The organism is Microbacterium maritypicum (assembly GCF_041529975.1).
Taxonomy (GTDB): domain Bacteria; phylum Actinomycetota; class Actinomycetes; order Actinomycetales; family Microbacteriaceae; genus Microbacterium.
This window is the reverse complement of the sequence record NZ_CP168030.1, coordinates 3165550-3186404: the sequence shown is the minus strand read 5'-3', so window position 1 is coordinate 3186404 and position 20855 is coordinate 3165550. Positions and strand designations below refer to the sequence as shown.

General features: G+C 70.2%; 17 protein-coding genes. 8 read left to right on the top strand and 9 right to left on the bottom strand.

The features are described 5' to 3' along the window. Positions 1 to 4 precede the first annotated feature (4 nt). The 3 genes from ACCO44_RS15415 to ACCO44_RS15405 are packed head-to-tail and all read right to left on the bottom strand — an operon-like array spanning position 5 to position 2903. Positions 5 to 1126, bottom strand: a complete 1122-nt coding sequence (locus ACCO44_RS15415) for an Mrp/NBP35 family ATP-binding protein (protein WP_029262052.1) — start codon at positions 1124 to 1126, stop codon at positions 5 to 7. Further along, the gene (locus ACCO44_RS15410; protein ID WP_372467247.1) at positions 1123 to 1635 is read right to left on the bottom strand and encodes a DUF1003 domain-containing protein; all 513 of its coding nucleotides are present in this window, start codon (positions 1633 to 1635) and stop codon (positions 1123 to 1125) included. The genes ACCO44_RS15415 and ACCO44_RS15410 overlap by 4 nt, the downstream gene beginning before the upstream one ends. Next, complete coding sequence (locus tag ACCO44_RS15405; protein ID WP_029273778.1) at positions 1635 to 2903, bottom strand: magnesium transporter MgtE N-terminal domain-containing protein; 1269 nt, start codon at positions 2901 to 2903, stop codon at positions 1635 to 1637. Before ACCO44_RS15405 ends, ACCO44_RS15410 begins: the two co-directional genes overlap by 1 nt. Before the next feature lie 85 nt (positions 2904 to 2988). On the opposite strand from ACCO44_RS15405, the gene ACCO44_RS15400 reads away from it, so the two are divergent. The 3 genes from ACCO44_RS15400 to ACCO44_RS15390 all read left to right on the top strand — a co-directional run bounded on the left by ACCO44_RS15400 (position 2989) and on the right by ACCO44_RS15390 (position 5194). Continuing rightward, complete coding sequence (locus ACCO44_RS15400; RefSeq protein WP_372467245.1) at positions 2989 to 3729, top strand: general stress protein; 741 nt, start codon at positions 2989 to 2991, stop codon at positions 3727 to 3729. 317 nt (positions 3730 to 4046) lie between these two features. Then, positions 4047 to 4544 carry a DUF4870 domain-containing protein gene (locus tag ACCO44_RS15395; protein WP_372467243.1) on the top strand — a complete coding sequence of 166 codons (498 nt, stop codon included), beginning with the start codon at positions 4047 to 4049 and terminating at the stop codon, positions 4542 to 4544. Beyond that, positions 4544 to 5194, top strand: a complete 651-nt coding sequence (locus tag ACCO44_RS15390; protein WP_372467240.1) for an alpha/beta family hydrolase — start codon at positions 4544 to 4546, stop codon at positions 5192 to 5194. Before ACCO44_RS15395 ends, ACCO44_RS15390 begins: the two co-directional genes overlap by 1 nt. A gap of 24 nt (positions 5195 to 5218) precedes the next feature. Here ACCO44_RS15390 and ACCO44_RS15385 read toward each other — a convergent pair whose 3' ends face one another. Both ACCO44_RS15385 and ACCO44_RS15380 read right to left on the bottom strand, forming a co-directional pair. Next, positions 5219 to 6640 (bottom strand): aminopeptidase P family protein, encoded by a 1422-nt coding sequence (locus ACCO44_RS15385; RefSeq protein ID WP_262000653.1) that lies wholly within the window; start codon positions 6638 to 6640, stop codon positions 5219 to 5221. Positions 6641 to 6677: 37 nt separating this feature from the next. Next, positions 6678 to 7700 (bottom strand): endonuclease/exonuclease/phosphatase family protein, encoded by a 1023-nt coding sequence (locus tag ACCO44_RS15380; protein ID WP_029262045.1) that lies wholly within the window; start codon positions 7698 to 7700, stop codon positions 6678 to 6680. Positions 7701 to 7799: 99 nt separating this feature from the next. Here ACCO44_RS15380 and ACCO44_RS15375 point away from each other — a divergent pair, with 99 nt between their 5' ends. Beyond that, positions 7800 to 8672, top strand: coding sequence for a PHP domain-containing protein (locus ACCO44_RS15375; protein WP_372467238.1), 873 nt, complete (start codon positions 7800 to 7802; stop codon positions 8670 to 8672). Between the two features lie 63 nt (positions 8673 to 8735). Further along, positions 8736 to 9623 carry a DUF817 domain-containing protein gene (locus ACCO44_RS15370; RefSeq protein WP_029262043.1) on the top strand — a complete coding sequence of 296 codons (888 nt, stop codon included), beginning with the start codon at positions 8736 to 8738 and terminating at the stop codon, positions 9621 to 9623. A gap of 76 nt (positions 9624 to 9699) precedes the next feature. Here ACCO44_RS15370 and ACCO44_RS15365 read toward each other — a convergent pair whose 3' ends face one another. Further along, on the bottom strand, positions 9700 to 11220 hold the full coding sequence (locus ACCO44_RS15365) for a DEAD/DEAH box helicase (RefSeq protein ID WP_372467236.1): 1521 nt from the start codon (positions 11218 to 11220) through the stop codon (positions 9700 to 9702). Positions 11221 to 11416: 196 nt separating this feature from the next. Between ACCO44_RS15365 and ACCO44_RS15360 the strand changes: the two genes are divergently transcribed. Then, positions 11417 to 12130, top strand: coding sequence for a ferritin-like fold-containing protein (locus ACCO44_RS15360; RefSeq protein ID WP_105709607.1), 714 nt, complete (start codon positions 11417 to 11419; stop codon positions 12128 to 12130). Between the two features lie 27 nt (positions 12131 to 12157). On the opposite strand, the gene ACCO44_RS15355 is transcribed toward ACCO44_RS15360, so the two are convergent. Together ACCO44_RS15355 and ACCO44_RS15350 are read right to left on the bottom strand one after the other, a co-directional pair. Beyond that, positions 12158 to 12445 carry a hypothetical protein gene (locus tag ACCO44_RS15355; RefSeq protein WP_105709608.1) on the bottom strand — a complete coding sequence of 96 codons (288 nt, stop codon included), beginning with the start codon at positions 12443 to 12445 and terminating at the stop codon, positions 12158 to 12160. A gap of 7 nt (positions 12446 to 12452) precedes the next feature. After that, on the bottom strand, positions 12453 to 12677 hold the full coding sequence (locus ACCO44_RS15350) for a DUF3107 domain-containing protein (protein WP_029262039.1): 225 nt from the start codon (positions 12675 to 12677) through the stop codon (positions 12453 to 12455). A gap of 140 nt (positions 12678 to 12817) precedes the next feature. On the opposite strand from ACCO44_RS15350, the gene ACCO44_RS15345 reads away from it, so the two are divergent. After that, positions 12818 to 16039, top strand: a complete 3222-nt coding sequence (locus ACCO44_RS15345) for an ATP-dependent helicase (protein ID WP_372467234.1) — start codon at positions 12818 to 12820, stop codon at positions 16037 to 16039. Continuing rightward, positions 16036 to 19530 (top strand): UvrD-helicase domain-containing protein, encoded by a 3495-nt coding sequence (locus ACCO44_RS15340; protein WP_372467232.1) that lies wholly within the window; start codon positions 16036 to 16038, stop codon positions 19528 to 19530. The genes ACCO44_RS15345 and ACCO44_RS15340 overlap by 4 nt, the downstream gene beginning before the upstream one ends. Here the strand turns inward: ACCO44_RS15340 and ACCO44_RS15335 are convergent. Beyond that, positions 19476 to 20807, bottom strand: a complete 1332-nt coding sequence (locus tag ACCO44_RS15335) for a hypothetical protein (protein ID WP_372467230.1) — start codon at positions 20805 to 20807, stop codon at positions 19476 to 19478. The genes ACCO44_RS15340 and ACCO44_RS15335 overlap by 55 nt on opposite strands. Between the last annotated feature and the right edge of the window lie 48 nt (positions 20808 to 20855).

The following is a 20855-nucleotide window of genomic DNA, read 5'->3' as shown; positions in this document are numbered from 1 at the left end:
GCACTCAGCCGATCGTCATCGGCAGCGAGCGGCCGGACAGGCCACGCCCCTGCCGAGCGAGGGTGCGGGCGAGATCGAGGATCGTCGTGGCCGCGGCATCCGTCGTCGCGCCGGCGACGATCGGGATGCCGGCGTCTCCGCCCTCACGGAGCGCGGGGCTCAGGGGAATGGAGGCCAGCAGCGGGACCGTGGTACCCGGCTCGGACAGCGCTTCGGCGACCGCCGCACCGCCACCCGAGCCGAACAGATCGATGACCGTGCCGTCGGGGAGCGCGTACGCCGCCATGTTCTCGATGACCCCGATCACCCGCTGACCGGTCTGCCGTGCGACGAGTCCGCTGCGGATCGCCACCTCCGCGGCAGCGGTCTGCGGGGTGGTCACGACGAGGACCTCCGCGTGGGGGAGGAGCTGGCCGATCGAGATGGCGATGTCGCCGGTGCCGGGCGGCATGTCGATGAGCAGCACGTCGAGATCGCCGAAGAACACATCGGTGAGGAACTGCTGCACCGTGCGGTGCAGCATCGGTCCACGCCACGCCACGACCGCCTCTCCGTCGCGGAGGAACATCCCGATCGAGATGGTCTTCACTCCGTGCGCCACCGGGGGCAGCATGAGGTCGTCGATACGAGTCGGCTGCGTCCCGGCGGGGATGCCGAGGAGCCCGGGAATCGAGAATCCGTGCACGTCGGCATCGACGAGGCCGACCGACAGTCCCTCGTCGGCGAGCGCCACGGCGAGGTTGGCGGTGACCGTCGATTTACCCACGCCGCCCTTGCCGCTGGAGACGAGGATCACGCGGGTGAGCGAGTCGGGACCGAAGGGCATCTGGCGGGCGGGCCTGCCGTCGCGGAGCTTCTCGGTCAGCGCCTTGCGCTCGGCCGGGGTCATCACGCCCACCTCGACGTCGACCGCGGCGATGCCGGGGACGGATGCCGCAGCCTCGCGCACATCGGACTCGATGCGCGCCGCCGCAGGGCAGCCCACGATCGTCAGGACGATGCCGACCTGAGCGCGGTCTCCGTCCACGGCGATCTCGCGGACCATGTCGAGCTCGCCGATGGGGCGGCGCAGCTCCGGGTCCGTCACCGCGGAGACTGCGGCACGGACGAGGTCGGCCCCGGTCACGATGCGGCGCCTGCCGTCGGCTTGTCCCCGGTGTCTTCGAGCTCGGCGAGCAGAGCCTTCAATTCCTGCCGCAGCACGTCGCGCGTCACGACCTGCGCGTTGCGCTCCTCGAGCGACATGCGCAGCGCCACGATCTCCCGGGCGAGGTACTCGGTGTCGGCGAGGTTGCGCTCCGCGCGCTGGCGGTCCTGCTCGATCTGCACGCGGTCGCGATCGTCCTGGCGGTTCTGCGCGAGGAGGATCAGCGGCGCGGCGTACGAGGCCTGCAGCGAGAGCATGAGCGTCAGGGCGGTGAAGCCGAGGGCGGCATCGTCGAAGCGGAGCTCGTCGGGCATCAGGGTGTTCCAGACGATCCAGACCACGCAGAACAGGCTGAGGATGACCAGGAACGCCGGGGTCCCCATCGCACGGGCGACCCACTCCGTGAACCGGCCGAACCGATCGCGCGAGGTCGTGCGGGGCCTCGTCGTGCTGCGGCCGGGGGCGTCGAGGCGCGGCGACCGGGGCATCAGCGGGCCTCCTTCGCGGAGGACGAGGTGTCATCGCTGTCGTGCGATCGCCAGTCGTCGGGGAGCAGGTAGTCGAGCACGTCGTCGATGCTGATCGCACCGACCAGGCGGTGGGCCGCGTCGATCACCGGCAGCGAGACGAGATCGTAGCTCGCCAGCAGTCGCGCCACCTCGGCGGCGGATGCGGTGACGGGAACGGGCTCGAGGCTGTCGTCGAGGATCGCGCCGAGTCGCTCGTGGGGCGGGTAGCGCAGCATCCGCTGGAAGTGCACGAGTCCGAGCAGACGCCCGGTCGGCGTCTCGAACGGCGGCAGGGTGACGAACACGGCGGCGGCCAGCGCGGGGTGCAGCTCGTGGCGGCGGATCAGGGCCAGCGCCTCCGCGACGGTGGCGTCGGCCGAGAGGATGATCGGCTCCGGGGTCATCAGGCCACCCGCGGTGTCGGGACCGTAGCGCAGCAGCATCCTGACGTCTTCGGCTTCTTCCGGCTCCATCAGCTCGAGAAGCTGTTCGAGTCGGTCCGGGGCCAGCTGGGCGAGCAGGTCGGCGGCGTCGTCCGGTTCCATCTGGTCGAGGATGTCGGCAGCGCGCTCGTCGCCGAGACGATCGAGGATGTGCACCTGCTCGTCCTCGGGCATCTCCTCGAGGGCGTCGGCGAGACGGTCGTCCGACAGCTCCTCGGCGACTTCGATCATGCGCTGCTGCGGAAGATCGAGAAGGGTGTTGGCGAGGTCGGCGGCGTGCAGCTCCGAGTACGAGGCGACGAGCTGCTCGGCGGACTGCGATTCACCCGGTGCACGCTGCTCGGCGACCTCGCTCCAGGCGGCGAACGTGGTCGGACCCTTCGCGAACGGCGAGGCGCTGGTCTTCGGGCGGCGGAGGAACAACTGACTGATCGCCCATTCGCCGAGGCGGTTCGGCTCGATCGCGACGTCTTCGATGACGGCCGTGCCGCTGCCGTCCGCGAAGCTCACGCGCCGTCCGAGCATCTCGGCGAGCACGCGCACCTCGCCGGCGCGGGGAGAGAAGCGCCGCACGTTGATCAGGCCGGTGGTGATGACCTGTCCGGACCGGATCGAGGTGACCCGGCCGATCGAGAGGAACACATGGCGTCGCCCCGGGATCTCCACGACGAGACCGATCACGCGGGGGGCCGCGGTACTTCGGTAGACGACGACGACATCCCGGACCTTGCCGAGCCGGTCGCCGAGGGGGTCGAAGACGGCGCACCCGGCCAGGCGCGCGGCGAAAACCCGTTGTGTGCTCACTTCTCCAGAGTAGTCGGCGGGTCCGGTCGAGGGCGGGATGGTCGCGCCTCGGGCCGTCGACCGGTACGCGTGGAAGAATAGCCGGATGAGTATGCTGAACCGCCCCGCGAGCGGCACCGAGACCGGCGAGATGGTCGCTTCGACGCGCGACTACGAGAGCGCGCAGAAGACGGTGTCGAAGCTGATCGCGGGGGAGGTGCCGGCACGGGACATCGCGATCGTCGGGCAGAGCGTGCGCACGGTCGAGCGTGTGACCGGAAAGCTGGGGTATGCGGCGGCCGCGCGTTCGGGTGCTGTCAACGGCGTCCTGATCGGCCTGTTCCTGTCGGCGATCCTCGTGATCGGCAACCCCGAGGTGCCGATCCAGCTCTTCGTCGGCTTCGTCTTCATCGGCGTCGCACTCGGCATGCTCCTGAGTCTCGTCACCTACGCGATCGTGCGTCGCCGGCGCGACTTCGCGAGCGTCACGCAGTTCGCGGCCGACCACTACGAGGTCACGGTGCAGACGGCATCGCTCGCGAAGGCCCGTCAGGTGCTCGGCGCGACGAAGACAGCGCCCGTGCGGCCGCCCGTGAACCTCGACGAGCCGCCGCGGTACGGCGAGCGGATCACGCCCGGTGCGGCGACTCCCGAGCCCGCGGAGCCCGTGGTCCCGCCGCGTCCCGCCGATCCCGTCGCGGAACCGCAGCTGCCGGAGGGCGATCCCGCCCCCGAGGCCGGCCCGGCGGCGCCCGCTGCCGACGAGGCGGCGCCGATCTCCCCGCTGCCCGCTCCCGAACCCGGCATCGCGCCCGGCTCGGATGCGCCGGAAGGTGACCGACGATGACGCTCCCCGAGTCTCCCGAGCCGGGCGAGTTCTCTCCGCCGCCGCCACCTGCGCCCCCGGCGTCGACTGCACCGCCTGCGCCGCCTGCGCCACCTGCGCCCCCGACGCCGTCTGCACCACCTGTGCCCCCGGCGCCGACTGCGCTGCCGGTGCCCCCTGCGCCGCCCGCACCGCCTGCTCAGGCATACGCTGCCCCCACGGCGCCCGCGGGATATCCGGCGCCGGGATACCCGCCTCCCGGAACCCCGGCACCCGGATACCCAGCCCCCGCGTACCAGGCACCTGCGCATCAGGCACCCGGTCAACAGGCTGCTGCCGTGCCGCCCGGGTATGTCCCGCCGGCGTACCCAGGACCTGGTTATCCGTCGCAGACGTATCCCGCTCCCGGTCACCCCAGGCAGTTCCCCCCTGCGGTCGCGCCGGCACGCGGTCTGCTCCCGTGGGCGCTCGGCTTCCTGGTCCTCATCCCGTTCCCGTTCATCGGAGGGCTCGCGTCGGGCCTCGCGATGGCTGTCAGCGGGGGATCGGCGCGTCGAACCGGCGGACCCGCTGCGGAGAACGCGCGGTCGGCCTTGAACTGGGGACTGACCTACCTGATGGTGTCGACGGTGCTCCTCGTCATGCACTTCGTGCTGCTCATCACCGTGACCTCTCAGGGCAACGCCTCCACCGGGTTCTTCCCGCTGGGCATCCCCATCACGTTGTACTTCGCCGTCTCGCTGCTGCACGTCGTGCTCGTGATCATCGGCACGGTGCGGGTGTCGTCGGGAGGCGTCATGCGCGTCCCCTTCGCCATCCCCTTCGCGCGCGCCTGATGACGACGATCCAGGTCGATCTCCCGACGGGGCCGACCGTGGTCAGCGCGGACTGGTTCTCCGGCGGGAACGGCGTGACGGTGCTCGTCGCGCACGGTGCCGGCACCGGCAAGGACCATCCGTTCCTCACGGGGTTCACGGAGGCCCTGGGCGGACTCGGCTTCTCCACCCTGCGCTTCAACTTCCCGTATGTGGAGCAGGGGAGGAAGATGCCCGGGCCCGCGGCGCACGCGACGTCGACGTGGCGGGCCGCTGTGGCGTTCGCTCGCGCGCAGGAACCGGGAAATTCGGTGTGGGCGACGGGTAAGTCCTACGGCGGACGCATGGCATCGATGGCCATCGCGGACGGTCTCGTCGTCGACGGCCTGGCGTACCTCGGCTATCCGCTGCACCCACCGGGCAGGCCCGAGAAGCCACGCGTGGAGCATCTGCCGGCCATCGCGGTTCCGCAGTTGTTCGTCGAGGGCACGAACGACCCTTTCATCCAGCCGATCTCGCAGTTCGAAGAAGCGGTCGCGTCCTGTCAGGATGCCCGAGTCGTCTGGATCGAGGGCGGCGGCCACACCTTCGAGGTGAAGGGACAGAAGCGTCCCGCCTCCGAGCTCGGCGCATCTCTCGCGCCGATCGTCGCCGAGTTCACACGCCGTTAGCGGCGAACTCGGCGACGTGCCGTGTCAGCCCTGTAGCCGGGCGATCCACGCCTCGACCTCGTCGGCCGTGCGCGGGATGTCCGCCGACAGGTTGACCGGGCCGTCCTCGGTCATGAGGATGTCGTCCTCGATGCGCACGCCGATCCCGCGGAGCTCGGCCGGAACCGTCAGGTCGTCGATCTGGAAGTACAGGCCGGGCTCGATCGTGAACACCATGCCGGGGGCCAGGATGCCGTCGTAGTACATCTCACGGCGTGCCTGCGCGCAGTCGTGCACGTCGATGCCGAGGTGGTGCGAGGTGCCGTGCACCATGTACCGGCGGTGCTGGCCACCCTTGTCCGCATCGAGCGCCTCCTCGGCGGTGACCGGAAGCAGGCCCCACTCGGCGGTGCGCTCGGCGATGACCTTCATGGCCGCGCCGTGCACATCGCGGAACCGCACACCGATCCGGGCTGCCGCGAAGGCCGCGTCCGCTGCTTCGCGCACCGTCTCGTACACGCGGCGCTGCACCTCGGTGAACGTCCCGGAGACGGGAAGCGTGCGGGTGATGTCGGCGGTGTACAGGCTGTCGGCCTCGACACCGGCATCGACCAGGATCAGGTCGCCGGGGGCGACCGTGCCGTCGTTGCGCGTCCAGTGCAGATAGCAGGCGTGGGGCCCCGACGCGGCGATCGTGTCGTAGCCCTCGCCGTTGCCGTCTTCGCGAGCCCGGCGGTGGAACACTCCTTCGACGACGCGCTCGCCGCGGGCGTGGGCGACGGCGGCGGGGAGCTCGCGGATGATGTCGTCGAACCCGTCGGCCGTGATCTCGACCGCACGGCGCATCTCGGCGATCTCGAACTCGTCCTTGATGAGGCGCAACTCGGAGACAAACCGGGTCAGCGCGTCGTCCTCTTCGAGCACCAGCTCGCCCGCGACGGCCTCGAGCTCGTCCAGGTGGGCGGTCGCGATCTCGAGGTCGGCGGCGACGCCGGCCAGGGACGGGCGGGGGCCGATCCAGAACTCGCCGACCGTGGCATCGGCATAGAACTCGGTCGTCGTCCGGTCGGCACGCTCACGGAAGAAGAGCGTGATGTCATGTCCCGAGTCGGTGGGTGCGAAGACCAGTACCGAGTCGGGCTCCGCGTCCGACGCCCATCCGGTGAGGTGCGCGAAGGCGGAGTGCGCCCGGAAGACGTAGTCGGTGTCGTTGCTGCGCTGCTTGAGGGAGCCGGCGGGGATCACCAGGCGCTTGCCGGGGAACGCGGCCGAGACGGCAGCACGGCGGACGGCGGCGTAGGGGGCCTGTGCGCGGGGAGCCGGGAGGGTCTCCGGGCGCTCGGCCCAGCCGGTGGAGATGGTGTCGAGGAAGCCCTGGGGGAACGGCTGCTTGCGGTTCGTGGTGCTGTTCTCGGCCGATGCTTCGACGGTGGGTTCTGCGATCGTGTCGCGCTCTCCGGTGCTCATCCCTCCAGTCTGTCATCTGCAGGGAGTGCACGGGAGTTCAGCCGGCGGGCTCCAGCTGCACGACGAGCGCGCGGTGGTCGCTGCCGCCGGCGTCGTCGAGGACGACGGAGCCGGTCGGAGTCCAGTTCTGCGAGGCCATCACGTGGTCGATCGGCGCACCGGCGAGCGGCGGGAGCGAGCTCGGCCAGGTGCCGGTGACTCCGTTGCCGGTGCGCGCAGCCACGTCACGGCAGTAGCCGATGTCGCCGCCCTCCACGCCGAGACCGGCCATGTGGTCGATCGTCGCGTTGAAGTCTCCCGCCAGGATGAAGTCCCCCTGCGGGCACTGGTCGGCGATCCACTGCAGATCGGTCTGCCACTGCTGCATCTCTTCCATGCGCGGTGCGACCGCGTGCACGGCGACGATCGTGGGACCTTCGCCGTCGATCGGCATCAGGACGACGCTGGGCACGGAACCCGTGTTGCTGGTGCCGTCCTTCGCCGACTCGATGACGGAGTACTCGCCGAGGTCGGGGGCGACCAGGACCGTGGTCTGCCAGGATTGCGGTCCGTCCTGTACATCGGGGCGGAACTGCACGTGGTGCACCCACATCGGGTGCCCCTGCTCCCTCAGCATGATCGCGATCCGCTCACCGACCTCTTCGGTGGTCTCGGGCAGCGCGACCACGTCCGCGCCCTGGTCGAGGATCCGCTGTGCGATCACGTCGGCCGACACGGCCTCGCCCGCGGTGTTCCAGGTGAGCACTCGGACGCTGCTGTCGGTCTTCTCCGGAAGGGCGGTCGCTCCGAAGCCCCTGCCGGCTCCGATCAGTGCGGTGGCGCTCGCTCCCAGCAGGGCGACGATCAGCACCGACGCGGCGAACCCGCGAAGCGGACGCGCGAACAACAGCAGGAGGGCGAGCACCACGATGATGAGGAAGCCGCCGAGAACCAGGCCGCGGACGGAGACGAGCTGGGCGAAGGGATAGGTCTGCTCGAGGTGGAAGAACTGCGGCCACACCACGATCGCCGTCGCGATCGCGAGCAGGACGGTGAAGAGGATCCCCAGTAGTCGAAACATCCCCTCCAGCCTAGAAGCGCCGCCTGTGAAGTCCCTGCCCCGACATCCTCTCCGTGCGCCTCCGCGCCCGGCGACGGTCGCGCTCGGTACGCTCGGAGGATGGCCACTCCGTCCGCCGGGTTCACCGGTCCCGCCGACCTGCACCTGCACTCGCACCAGTCCGACGGCACGGAGTCTCCGGCCGAGGTGATGCGGCAGGTTCATGCGCACGGGATCCGTACGGCCGCGCTCACCGACCACGATCGCTCCACCGGGTGGGCCGAGGCGGGCGATGCGGCCGTCGCGCTCGGAATGACCTTCATCCCCGGCATGGAGCTCTCGGCCAAGCACGAATGGCGCAGCGTGCATGTGCTGGGCTACCTCTTCGACCCCGAGAACGAGGCCCTGCGCGCCGAGACCGATCGCATCCGCGGAGACCGGATCGGCCGTGCCGAGCGGATCGTCCGGAACATCGGCCGGGATTACGACCTGGACTGGGAGGACGTCGTCGCGCAGACGAACCTGGACGCGACGGTGGGGCGCCCCCACATCGCCGACGCGCTGATCGCCCGCGGTATCGTCCGCGACCGGACCGAGGCGTTCGACGGCATCCTGCACCCGCGCGAGGGGTACTACGAGCCGCACTATGCGCCGGATCCCCTCACCGCCGTACGTCTGATCACCCAGGCCGGGGGAGTGGCCGTCATCGCGCACCCCGTGACGTCGGGCCGCGACCGGATGATGCCGGTGCCGTTCATCGAACGACTGATCGCCGCCGGCCTCGGTGGCTTCGAGATCGACCATCGCGAGAACACCGAGGCCGGCAAGCGGAAGCTCCGCGAGATCGCCGCCGAGCACGACCTCATCATCACCGGTTCCAGCGACTATCACGGCAGCGGCAAACCCAACCGTCCGGGCGAGAACACCACGTCCGACGAGATGGTCGCGCGGCTCATAGCACGCGGGACCGGCATCTCCCCGCGTTATCCCTGATCCTCGGCATTCTGTCGGTCATCTCCCGGCCGGCTGTCGACGGCGACCGATACCGTCCGAGGCATGCAGCGAGCGACTTCCCTGGAGCGGCGCGTCGATGCGATCGCTCACCAGCTCCTCCGCGGCGCCCCGGCGCACGGAATCCGCGCCGGCCTGATCGAGTTCGCGGTGTTCGTGCTGAAGCAGGCATGGGCGTGCATCTTCGGGGCGGCACTGCTCGTCGCGATCGTCGCAGCGCGGCTCTGGTACCCCGACGATGCGGCGCTCGCCCGCAACGATGCGCTCACGATCGCCGCGGTGCTCATCCAACTCGCGATGCTGGCCTTCCGGCTGGAGAGCGGTCGAGAGCTGTGGGTCATCGTGCTGTTCCACATCACCGGCACCGTGATGGAGTTGTTCAAGACCGATGTCGGATCGTGGGCCTACGCCGCGGACGGCTTCCTGCGCATCGGCGGGGTGCCCCTGTTCAGCGGCTTCATGTATGCCGCGGTCGGGTCGTACATGGTGCGCGTCTACCGCCTCTTCGACCTGGGCTTCGAGAGGTATCCGCGTCGGTGGATGACGGCGATCCTCGCGGTCGCGATCTACGTCAACTTCTTCGCGCACCACTGGTGGTGGGATGCGCGTTGGGTGCTGCTGGTCGGCGTCGTGCTGCTGTGGCTGCCCACCGTCATGCACGCCCGCGTGTGGCGTCGCACGATCCGGCTACCGCTCCTGGCCGTCTTCGCTGGCGTCGCCGTGTTCATCTATCTCGCCGAGAACATCGGCACCTGGGCGGGTGCGTGGGCGTATCCGGACCAGGCCGAGGGCTGGCAGCCGGTGTCTCCGAGCAAGCTGACCTCGTGGTTCCTGCTGATGATCATCTCGGTCGTCCTCGTCGCGTGGGTGTATCCGCCGCAGGTACCCGCCGCGTTGCTGCAACGTGGGCAGGCCGCTCAGGCACCGGTGTGACCCGGGTGCACGACGAAGGGCGCGTGAACCGGACGGTCGTCCGCTTCACGCGCCCTTCGTGAGGTGCTGAGGTCTGTCAGGCTCCGGTGACCGGAGCCGCTCCTGCGCCGGAACCGCCGCGACGACGCCGGCGACGACGGGCCGGGGCCGGCTTGCCGTCGTGGTGTTCCTTGCCCGCACCATCGTGCGTGCCGGCGCCCTCGGCGCCACGGTCGGCTGCCGGCGCGGACTGGCCCTCTCCCGACGTGGGCTCGGCGGCGCCTTCGGTGAACGTCGAACCGACCGGGGTGGTGCTGTTGCGGCGGCGGCGACGGCGGCGCGTGCCACCCTCGTCGGTGCCTTCAGCCGCGGCATCCGCAGCCCGCTCGGGACGGCGCGTGCGCTCTGTCTTGACCGACTCGGTCTTCGGAGCCGAAACGAGACGGCCCTTGGTGCCCTGTGGGATGTCGAGGTCCTCGAACAGGTGCGGACTCGACGAGTAGGTCTCGATCGGTTCCGGCTGGCCGAACTCGAGGGCGCGGTTGATGAGGGCCCACTTGTGCAGGTCCTCCCAGTCGACGAACGTGACCGCGATACCGGTCTTGCCCGCGCGGCCGGTGCGGCCCGCGCGGTGGAGGTACGTCTTGTCCTCGTCCGGGATGGTGTGGTTGATCACGTGGGTCACGTCATCGACGTCGATACCGCGGGCGGCGACGTCGGTCGCGACGAGCACGTCGCGCTTGCCGGCCTTGAACGCGGCCATCGAGCGCTCGCGCTGATCCTGGCCCATGTCGCCGTGCACGCCGCCGACGTTGAAGCCGCGGTCGCCCAGTTCGTCGACGAGGCGCTGTGCCGCACGCTTGGTGCGCGTGAAGATCACGGTCTTGCCGCGGCCCTCGGCCTGCAGGATGCGGGCGATGATCTCGTCCTTGTCCATCGAATGCGCGCGGTAGACGAGGTGCTTGATGTTCGCCTGCGTCAGGCCCTCGTCGGGGTCGTTCGCGCGGATGTGGATCGGGTTCGACATGAAGCGGCGGGCGAGTGCCACGATCGGGCCGGGCATGGTCGCCGAGAACAGCTGCGTGTGGCGGACCGCCGGGACCTTCTGGAAGATCTTCTCGATGTCGGCGAGGAAGCCGAGGTCGAGCATCTTGTCGGCCTCGTCGAGCACGACCTCGGTCGCGTTCGAGAGGTCGAGCAGACGCTGGCCTGCGAGGTCGATGAGGCGACCGGGGGTGCCGACCACGATCTGCGCGCCGGCCTTGAGCTGGTCGATCTGTCCCTCGTAAGCCTTGCCGCCGTAGATGGCGACGACGCTGGTGGAACGGTTGCTGGTGAGCAGGTCGATGTCTTCGTAGACCTGCACCGCGAGCTCGCGGGTCGGCACCACGATGAGCGCCTTGACGCCGTGCTCCGGGTCCTTGCCGAGGCGCTGGACCACAGGGATGCCGAACCCGAAGGTCTTTCCCGTTCCGGTCTTCGCCTGGCCGATGATGTCCTGGCCGGGAAGGCCGAGGGGGATGGTCTGCTCCTGGATCGGGAACGCGTCGACGATGCCCTTGGCGGCGAGCGCGTCGACGATGTCCTGATCGATGCCGAGATCGGCGAAAGTTGTCACTTTATTCAGATTGCCTGTCCGGCGAGCCTGGGGGATCGCCACGTAAACGGAGCCACGCCGTCTCTTGTGCCACAGGCGCGGGGCCCCGCTCCGACGGCGGGGACACGCCCAGCCTACCCGAGGGGTCGTCGGGACCCGGAAGGAGGTCGTGGCGCGGGTATTGTGAACGACGTGGCGAACTCGGGAGGAAGACCTCGTGGTTAAGTGGTTCTGGCAGCGCGAAGACGCGCCGCGGCGTACCCTCGCCCTGCGCAGTCGAGGGGAACAGAGCGATGCCACGCGCGTCGACTTCGCCGAACTCGCCCCCGAACTGGATCGTTTCCTCGGCCAGGCGGCCTACCTGCAGTTGGGGTACTTCGAGACGCTCACCCGGCTCATCCGAGCGACGCCGGAGCTGTCCGAGAAGGAGTCGCTGTCGCGCGCGGCCGGGGCAGCGCTGACGAAGCACCGCGGCATCGTCGAGGTCATCGCGGAACGCGGCGGGGATCCCACACAGGTGATGCTGCCGTTCCGCGAGCACCTCGATGCGTTCCGACGCAAGACGATCGGTGCGCGTCCGCGTGAGACCCTGCTGGCGGTCTACATCACCGCGGGGATGCTCGACGACTTCTACCTCGCGCTCGCCTCGAGCTACGGCGACACCGGCCGCCGGGTCGCGCAGATCCTGCGAGAGGACGACGCCGGCCACGAGATCGTCGCGATCATCCAGGAGACGATCGAGAGCGACGAGGAGTGGCGTTCGCTGCTGTCGATGTGGGCGCGCAGACTGGTCGGAGACACGATCCTCGTCTGCCGCTCCGCGCTGCGACCCGAGTTGCTCGACGTCGACGACGCGCGCATCGAGCCGGTGTACACCGAGCTGATGGGAGCGCACGCGCGCCGCATGGATGCGATGGGACTCGCGTCGTAGAGACCTTCGCGGGCCGGGGTGTCCGGGTCAGATGCCCAGTGCGGTCCTGGCCGTCGCGTCGGAGCGCTTGCGCAGTGCCGTGATGGCCAGGGTACCGACGGCGGCGATCGCGACGGCGCCGAGAACGCTCGCGACCCACAGCCAGATGCTGTCCTCGCCGACGCCCAGCCACTGCAGGCCCGTGTAGAGGATCGCCGATGCCGCCGTCGCGATGGCGGGGGCGAGGACGACCCCGCGCAGCTCGCGGTCGGCGATCAGGAAGTGCACCGCGATTCCCAGTGCGCACGCTCCGACGAGTGCGAGGAGGATGTACATCGTCGGATCAGGCGACGAAGCCGACGCGGCGCGATTCCTCGGTGCCCAGCTCGATGTAGGCGAGGTTCGCGGTCGGGACGATGTACGAGTTGCCCTTCACGTCGGCGAAGCTCACGTGCGTCGCGTTCTGCTCCAGCGCCGTGGCGACCTGGGTGCGGACCTCGTCCGCGCTCACGCCGGTGTCGAAGCTCAGTTCACGGCCGGTGTTGATGATGCCGATGCGGATTTCCACGCGTGCTCCTTGAAGATCGGGGACTGGCCCAACTCTACCCCGCGCGCCTCGCGCCGGATCGGCCGACCGCGGTGGTTTCGCCCTGAGCGCACAGACGAGGACGCACGCCGATGTCCGCGCGTCCGGATAGCGTGGAGGACATGACATCGGATGCCGCGCAGCGAGCTGTGATCGCTGCGGAGCCGTCGGCATCGGGCGTCATCATCGGCGCACCGGGAACGGGGAAGACCCGCACCCTCGTCGACCGTGTGGTGCATCTGCTCGACGCACAAGGGCTGCGACCCGAAGAGGTCCTCGCGCTCACCCCGAGTCGTCAGGCGGCGACGGCGCTGCGAGATCGCATCGGCGTGCGCATCGGTCAGGCCACCCCCGGCCCGTTGGCGCGGTCCCTCGGGTCCTTCGCCTTCCAGCTCGTCCGCGGGGCGATGGTGCGCGAGGGCGCGGAACCGCCTGCGTTGCTCACCGGCGCAGACCAGGACCGCATCATCGCGGAACTGCTCGTCGGTGACATGGAAGACGGGCGCATCGCCTGGCCGGATGCCCTCAGCGCCTCCGTGCGCGCATCGAAGGGATTCCGTTCCGAGCTGCGGGCGTTCCTGGCGGAGTGCACCGAGATCGGCGTGCACCCCGAAGAGCTCCGTGCGTCGGGCAATGATGTCTGGACCGCGGCGGCGGAGTTCCTGGTCGAATATCGGACGGTGCTCGATGCGCTGCGCTCGGCGCACCGCGACGCCGCGGATCTTCTCAGTGAGGCGAGCACGATCCTGCAGCGGGCGGACGCGCCGACGCTCGGTCCCCTGGCGCCCCTGCGCGTGGTGCTGATCGACGACGCGCAGGAGCTCACTCGGGGTGGGGTCGCGATGGTCAAGAGCCTCCGTGGCCGCGGCATCGCCGTTCTGGCCTTCGGTGACCCCGACATCTCGTCCGGTTCCTTCCGCGGGGCCAGCCCGGAGCTGTTCGCCCAGCTCGCGGGCGCGCTCGGGGATGTGCATGTGCTCGACGGTGCGCATCGTCAGCAGCCGGCGCTCACCGCGCTCACACGGACCGTGACGCAGGCGATCGGGGTCTCCGGCAGGGTGGAGCACCGGCGTGCTCCCGTGCCGGTGACATCGGAGGAGATCGACGCCCGGGTTTCGACCTTCGTCGCACCCTCGCCCTACGAGGAGCTCGATCGCATCGCCGGAGTGATGCGGGAATGGCATCTCGCTGAGGGGATCCGTTGGGAACGGATGGCCGTCATCGCCCACGACACCCGACAGGTGACGACCCTCGAGGCCGAACTCGCCGCCCGAGAGATCCCCACCCGCGCCGCCGGAGTGCAGCGTCCGCTCGGCAGCGAGGGCATCGTGCGAGACATCGTCGGCATCGTGCGCCTGGCGCTGACCCCGATCGAGGAACGCACCTCCGAGGCGCTCGAAGAGGCCATGCGCACCCCGTTCGGAGGGATGGACGCGATCGGACTGCGGCGCCTCCGTGCCCGGCTCCGGCATATCGAGCTCGAACAGGGCGGCGCGACGCCCGCGCGAGAACTGCTGCGGCAGGCCATGGCCAACCCTGCGCACCTGACCCTCATCGACGCGCCGGAGTCGCGTACGGCAGAGCGCTTCGCCGAGACGATCGAAGCCACGGCCAGAGCGGCCGCCGAGGGGGAGACGATCCACGATCTGCTGTGGCGGGTGTGGGACCAGGCCCGCGCCGTGGACGGTCGCCGGCTCCAGGTCGCCTGGCGCGAGATCTCGCAGTTGCCGACCGGCGCCGAGACGGCGCGCTCACTCGACGCCCTCGTCGCGCTCTTCGACGCGGCGAAGAGGTTCGTCGAGCGTACTCCCGAGGAGCAGCCGCACACCTTCGTGCGCGACATCCTCGACAGCGAGGTCCCCGAGGATTCGCTGTCGACGCCCGACCGCCCGGGCAGAGTCACGCTCCTGACCCCCGCGACGGCCCTCGGCACGGAGTTCGACGCGGTCGTCGTCGCGGGGGTTCAGGATGGGATCTGGCCGAACGTGCGCCTGCGCGGTGGTCTGCTGCAGACATGGCGGCTTGCGGATGCGATGCACGCGGCTCGCACCGGCACCAGCACCGAACCCGTCGGTGTGCTGGATCGCCGGCGGGCGGCGCTCCACGACGAACTCCGCCTGTTCGTCCGCGCGGTCTCCCGTGCGCGAGACCGCCTGCTGATCACGGCGGTCGATGACGACGACCTCACGCCGAGTCCCTTCTTCGGGTTCCTGCCGGCCCCGGAACCACCGGAACGGCACGCGTCAGCGGAGCATCCGCTCACCCTGCGCGGACTGGTCGCGCGGCATCGACGCAGCCTCACCACCGCCCACACGGACTCGCTCAGGCGAGACGCCGCCGGGCAGCTCGCCGTGCTCGCCCGCGAGGGGGTGCCCGGCGCCGACCCCGCGGAGTGGTACGGGATGACCCCGACCTCGACCGATGCTCCGCTGCGCGACCTCGCGGTCACCGGCGCACGGGTCTCGCCATCGAAGATGGAGTCCTATGAGGAGTGCGGCCTCAACTGGGTCGTCTCGGCCCTCGGTGGCGACACGGTGATGCCTCCGACCGCCGGCATCGGCACGATCGTGCACGAGGCGATGGAGCGCGTTCCCGATGGTGACCTGGAGCGGATGCGCGCGATCGTCGAGGAGCACTGGCCGGAACTCGACTTCGAGACCGAGTGGATCGGCCGCAAGGAGCGGCGGCGCGCAGACGTGCTCGTGAGCCGCCTGCACACCTATCTCGGCGATGTGCGCCGCGAGGGCGGCCGCGCGATCGGCAGCGAGATGGAGTTCCGCTTCGCCGTCGACGTGGCCGCCGAAGCGGGAGACGATGCCGTGCCGACGGTGCACCCGGTCGGGGAGGACCGGTCGAATCAGGCCGTCATCCACGGGTACATCGACCGGGTGGAGGCCTATCCGCCGGCGGCCGGCGAGCACTCCCATGCTCGCGGACGCGGTTGGGAGCGGATGTCGAGCGGACCGGAAGGGCCCGTGGTCGTCGTCGACCTGAAGACCGGGAAGAACGACCCCGAATCCGACTCCGGCGTCGCCGAGCACGCACAGCTGGCCGCCTATCAGGTGGCGGTCCAGGAGGGGCTGGTCGAGGGTGCCCCGCCGGCGTCTCTGGCGGGTGCGCGGCTCGTGATCGTCTCCAAGACGCTCGCCAAGAGCGACTACCGGATCGCCCATCAGCACACGCTGAGCGACGAGTCGCGCTCCGCCTTCCTGCGGCGGGTATCGGATGCGGCGCGCGGTATGTCGGCATCGAGCTTCACCGCGCAGGTGGAGTCGCACTGCGCAGACACGCAGCGCCGCGTGCATCCGTGCCGAATCCACACGGTGCCGGCGGTGAGCTCATGACGGCGTGGAACGGCGGCGAAGGCCTCTCCGCCACCGACATCGCCGCCGCGCTCGGCCAGCCCTCGCCCACAGCTGCTCAGCAACGCGTGATCGAGGCTCCGCCGGAGCCGGCGCTGGTCGTGGCCGGTGCCGGCAGCGGCAAGACCGAGACGATGTCGGGGCGCGTGGTGTGGCTGGTCGCGAACGGACACGTGCGCAGAGATGAGATCCTCGGCCTGACGTTCACGCGGAAGGCGGCGGGCGAGCTCGCTGAACGGATCGGACACCGGCTCGCGGTCATCGACGAATACGGACGCCGGGGACTCCTGCCGCATCTGCCCGAGATCGTGCGGACCGGTGCACTTCGTCGTGTCGATGAGGCGGTGCCGGGCCGCCAGCGCGAGCTCGTGCGCACGCATGTGCTCGACGAGCTGGCCGCGCACCACGGCACCGGCTGGAATCCGGCGACGCCCCGATCGGCGGAAGACCTCATGGTCCGGCCGCGCGTCTCGACCTACAACGCGTTCGCCGACGGCATCGTCCGGGAACATGCGGCACGGATCGGGCGGGATCCCGACGTCGCGATGCTCAGCCAGGCAGCCTCCTGGATGCTCGCGCGGGAAGTGGTGCTCCGCAGCGATCTGCCCGAGCTGGAGAACATCGACTATGCGCTCGGGACGATCATCGACGCAGTGCAGCGGCTCGCGGGTGACGCCCTCGATCATCGCGTCGACCTCGCCCTGGCCGAGCGGATCGCGGGGGAGCAGGCCCTCGCGTTCGAGCCGTATCGAAGCAACGGCGATGTCGAGAAGGCGGCGGTCAACCTGCTCAGTCTGCCGACGCTCGCACGCCTGGTGCGTGACTACATCGACGAGAAGGAACGTCGTGGCGTGCTGGACTTCGCCGATCAGGTCAGTGGCGCCTACGACATCGTCGAGTCCGCTCCCGATGTCCGCGCAGAGCTCCGCGAGCAGCATCGCGTCGTGCTCCTCGACGAGTACCAGGACACTTCGGTGATCCAGACGCGCTTCCTCGCCGAGCTCTTCCGCGATTCCGCGGTGATGGCGGTCGGAGACCCGCACCAGTCGATCTACGGCTGGCGGGGTGCGAGCGCCGACAACCTCTACGCCTTCTCCGGCACGTTCTCGGGAATGGGAACAGCGACGACGTACAGCCTCATGACGAGCTGGCGGAACGACCGCGGCATCCTCGACATCGCGAACCGGGTACTCGAGCCGCTGCAGCGCCCGGGGCTGGATGTCCCGCCTCTCGAACCCCGCCCCGGGGCGGGGGAAGGCACCGTCGCCGTGCGATTCCCGTTCACGGTCGACGAGGAGGCCGCGGCCGTCGCGGACTGGTTCGCCGAACGGCGGACGGAGCACGATGCGCGCGCGGCCGGTGCGGGTCACGCGACGACACCCCACACCGGCGCGATCCTGTTCCGTTCCAAGCGGCACATGCAGACCTTCGCGGTCGCGCTCGCCGGCCGCGGCATCCCGCACCGCATCCTCGGCCTCGGTGGACTCCTCGCGACACCGGAGGTGGTCGACGTCGTCTCGACCCTTCGCGTCGTGCACGACCCCACGGCGGGGTCCGCGCTGATCCGCCTGCTCACCGGCCCCCGGTTCGGCGTCGGCGTCGCCGACATGGCGGCCCTGTACGACCTGGGGCGCACGCTGTCGGAGCGCGACACCGCGATGGCGCCCCTGCCGGAGGAGGTGCGCGCGCGGCTGCGCTCCTCCCGCGGCGCGGACGAGGCGGTGTCGATCATCGACGCGGTCGACGTGGTGCGCGCCGTGCGCGACGACTACCGGTTGCTCGAATCGATCACCCCCGACGGGCGGGCGCGGGTCAGAGCAGCGGGGGAGATGCTGGAACGGCTCCGACGCGCCTCGTCGCAGCCGATCCCGGAGCTGATCCGGCTCATCGAGCTCGAGCTCCGCCTGGACATAGAGCTCGCGGCCAACGAGACCAGGGGGCCTGCACGCATCGCGGCCACGCAGCTGCGTGCCTTCGCCGACGAGGTGCGCGCGTTCCTCGCCGCCGACGAGCGCGGGAGCATCGGCAGCCTGCTCGCCTGGCTCGACAAGGCCGAGAGCACGGATGAGCTGATGCCGCGGCCGGAGCCGCCGGAGGCCGGTGTCGTGCAGCTGCTGACCATCCACGGGTCGAAGGGCCTGGAGTGGGATGCGGTCGCGGTGGTCCGGTTGGTCGCCGACGAGCTTCCGAGCCGGGTCTCCGACACCTCCGGCTGGTTCGGGTTCGGCGTGGTGCCGTTCGCGCTGCGCGGCGACAGGGACGCGTTGCCGCGTTTCGAGTGGGACCCCGCCGAGGCCATGGGCGGCGAGGCCGACCCCGCGAAGCGGCAGAAGCTCGCGCAGGCGTCGCTCTCCGGCGGTGCGACGAAAGCGAATCCGCACGGAGGTGCGCTCAAGAGGTTCAAGGACGCCTACCGCGCGTATCAGCAGCAGGAGGAGCGGCGCCTCGCGTACGTCGCGGTCACCCGTGCGCGGACGGATCTGCTCCTCAGCGGTGCGCACTGGGCCGGTCAGAAGGCCCCGCGCACGCCGAGTCCCTTCCTCGTCGAGGCGATCGAGGTGCGCGGCCTCGAGCCGATCGAGACGGTGGACCCGGACGACAATCCGTACGACGGCCCCGGGTCCACGCTCCGCTGGCCACTCGATCCGCTGGGAGCGCGGAGGACGGTCGTCACCGCAGCCGCCACAGCCGTCGATGAGGCGATGCGCGCCGGGACGGCCGAGCCGACGATCGAGCTCGAACGGCTGCTGGCTGAGCGCGCCGCCCGCCAGCGCGGAACCGATGCCGAGGCCCCGACGCGCGTCCCCGCCTCGCGATTCAAGGACTATGTCACCGACTTCTCGGGAACGCTGTCGTCGATCGTGCGCCCCATGCCGGAACGCCCTTATCGGCAGACGCGGCTCGGCACCCTGTTCCATGCCTGGGTGGAGCAGCGGTCCGAACTCGTCGGAGTCGGCAGTCGCGTCGACGAGGCGCTCTGGGAGATAGACGAGGACGAGACCGGGTCAGACCCCGTACGCGAAGGGTCGGGTGCAGCCGCCGACGCCGCTGATCTCGCTGTCCTGCAGGCGACGTTCGAGCGCAGCGAATGGGGCGGGCTGAAGCCGATCGCCGTGGAGATCGAGATCGATTTCGCCCTCGGATCCGGACTGCCCGGCTCGCACGAGCGCGAAGAGGCGCACATCGTGATCTGCAAGCTCGACGCGGTGTACCGGCGCGCCGACCGCGGCGGCCGCATCGAGATCGTCGACTGGAAGACCGGTCGGGCGCCGCGCACACCGCAGGAGCGCGACGAACGGATGCTGCAGCTCGCGCTCTACCGCCTGGCCTATCATCGGCGATTCGAGGTGCCGCTCGAGGAGATCGACGTGGCGTTGTACTACGTGGCGGACGATCTGATCATCCGGGGCGACCGCGTCTATTCGGAGGAAGAGCTCTTCCATCGCTGGAGTGCCGCGCGCGCGGCGCGCTGAGCCTCGTCGGAATCGTCCGCGTCGTCATCCGTGTCCTCGCGCGGGGCGAGGGGGTGCGAGTCCTCGCGTGCTCCGGCGACTCCGCTGGTGCCGGCGAAAAGGCTCGCGACACCGGAGAGGTCCTCGGTCTCGATGTTCAGCATCTCCGCCCGGTGCGCGCTCTCGTCGGCGCGACGGCCGGTCGCGGTGCCCGGGAGTGCTTCGTGGGGCGCGGTCTCGGTCTGCGCCGGGTCCGACTCGTCGGGGGCGTTGGCCCACAGCTCTTCCGGGTTGTACGCGTCGGTGTGCATCGATGTATCGATCTCTGCGGCGGTGTCCTGGGGAACACGGTCGAGGGCATCGAGGGCGGAGTCGACACCGACCCCGCGAGAGTCGACGACGTTCAGGTCGTCGTCGCGGATGCCCTCGGCGAGTGCGTCCAGCAGGGCGGCGGCATCGTCGACGATGTCCGGTCGGCGCATCGAATCGCCGTGGACCAGCCATCGGGCGAACTCGAGCTCCGCGAGCAGGCGCGCGCGCACCTCCAGGCCGCTGTCGGGTGCCCGGTCGACCGAACGGGCATATGCCGCGTGCACGTCGGCGGCGGCGTCCGGGGCTGCCGAGAGCCAGGAGAGATCGAGGGCCGGATCGCCGACGGAGAGTCCATGCCATCCGACCAGTCCGACCACTTCGGGACCGCGCTCGGGGTCGTCTTCGAACAGGAACGAGGTCGCCTGGACGCCCCCCAGGATGACGGTGGACTCGAAACGCCACAGCTCGTCGTCGGCGACGGCATCGCGCCAGCGCACCGTGAGTCGAGCCGGAACGCGGCCCGTGGCCGCGGCGGTGTCGATCAGGCGCTCCAGTTCCGCGCGGCTCTCCTCGGCGCTGCGAGTGGCGAGCCCGGAACCGCGGACGACCGAGGTCGGAAGGGCGTGCACGGCGGCGATCGACGACCCCATGGATTCGGCGGCGCCACGCCCGGCCGGCACCAGCGGGGCCTCGATCTGGAATCCGGGAAGGAGCTCGGTCACGAGGGCGCGGGCGTCGCCGAGTCGCGTCTCCCCGATGTAGGCCGGGGCGCGGAAGGGGAGCATCGCCCGTGCGCCGTCGGTCAGTGCACGCAACGCGAGTGCCTCGGCAGCGAGCTCACGCGCGGTGTCGTCATCGTCTGCGACACGGATCGCGAGCTCACGACCGTCGGCAAGTGAGGCCACCGCCGAGTCGAACCGCGCGTCGCCGTCCGCGCTCAAGCTGCGGGCGCCCGTGACCTCCGCCCCGGGCAGAGCAGCGGTCACTGCCGCGGCTAGAGTGAAAGGAGAGCGTCCCATGCCCCCAGGGTAGGT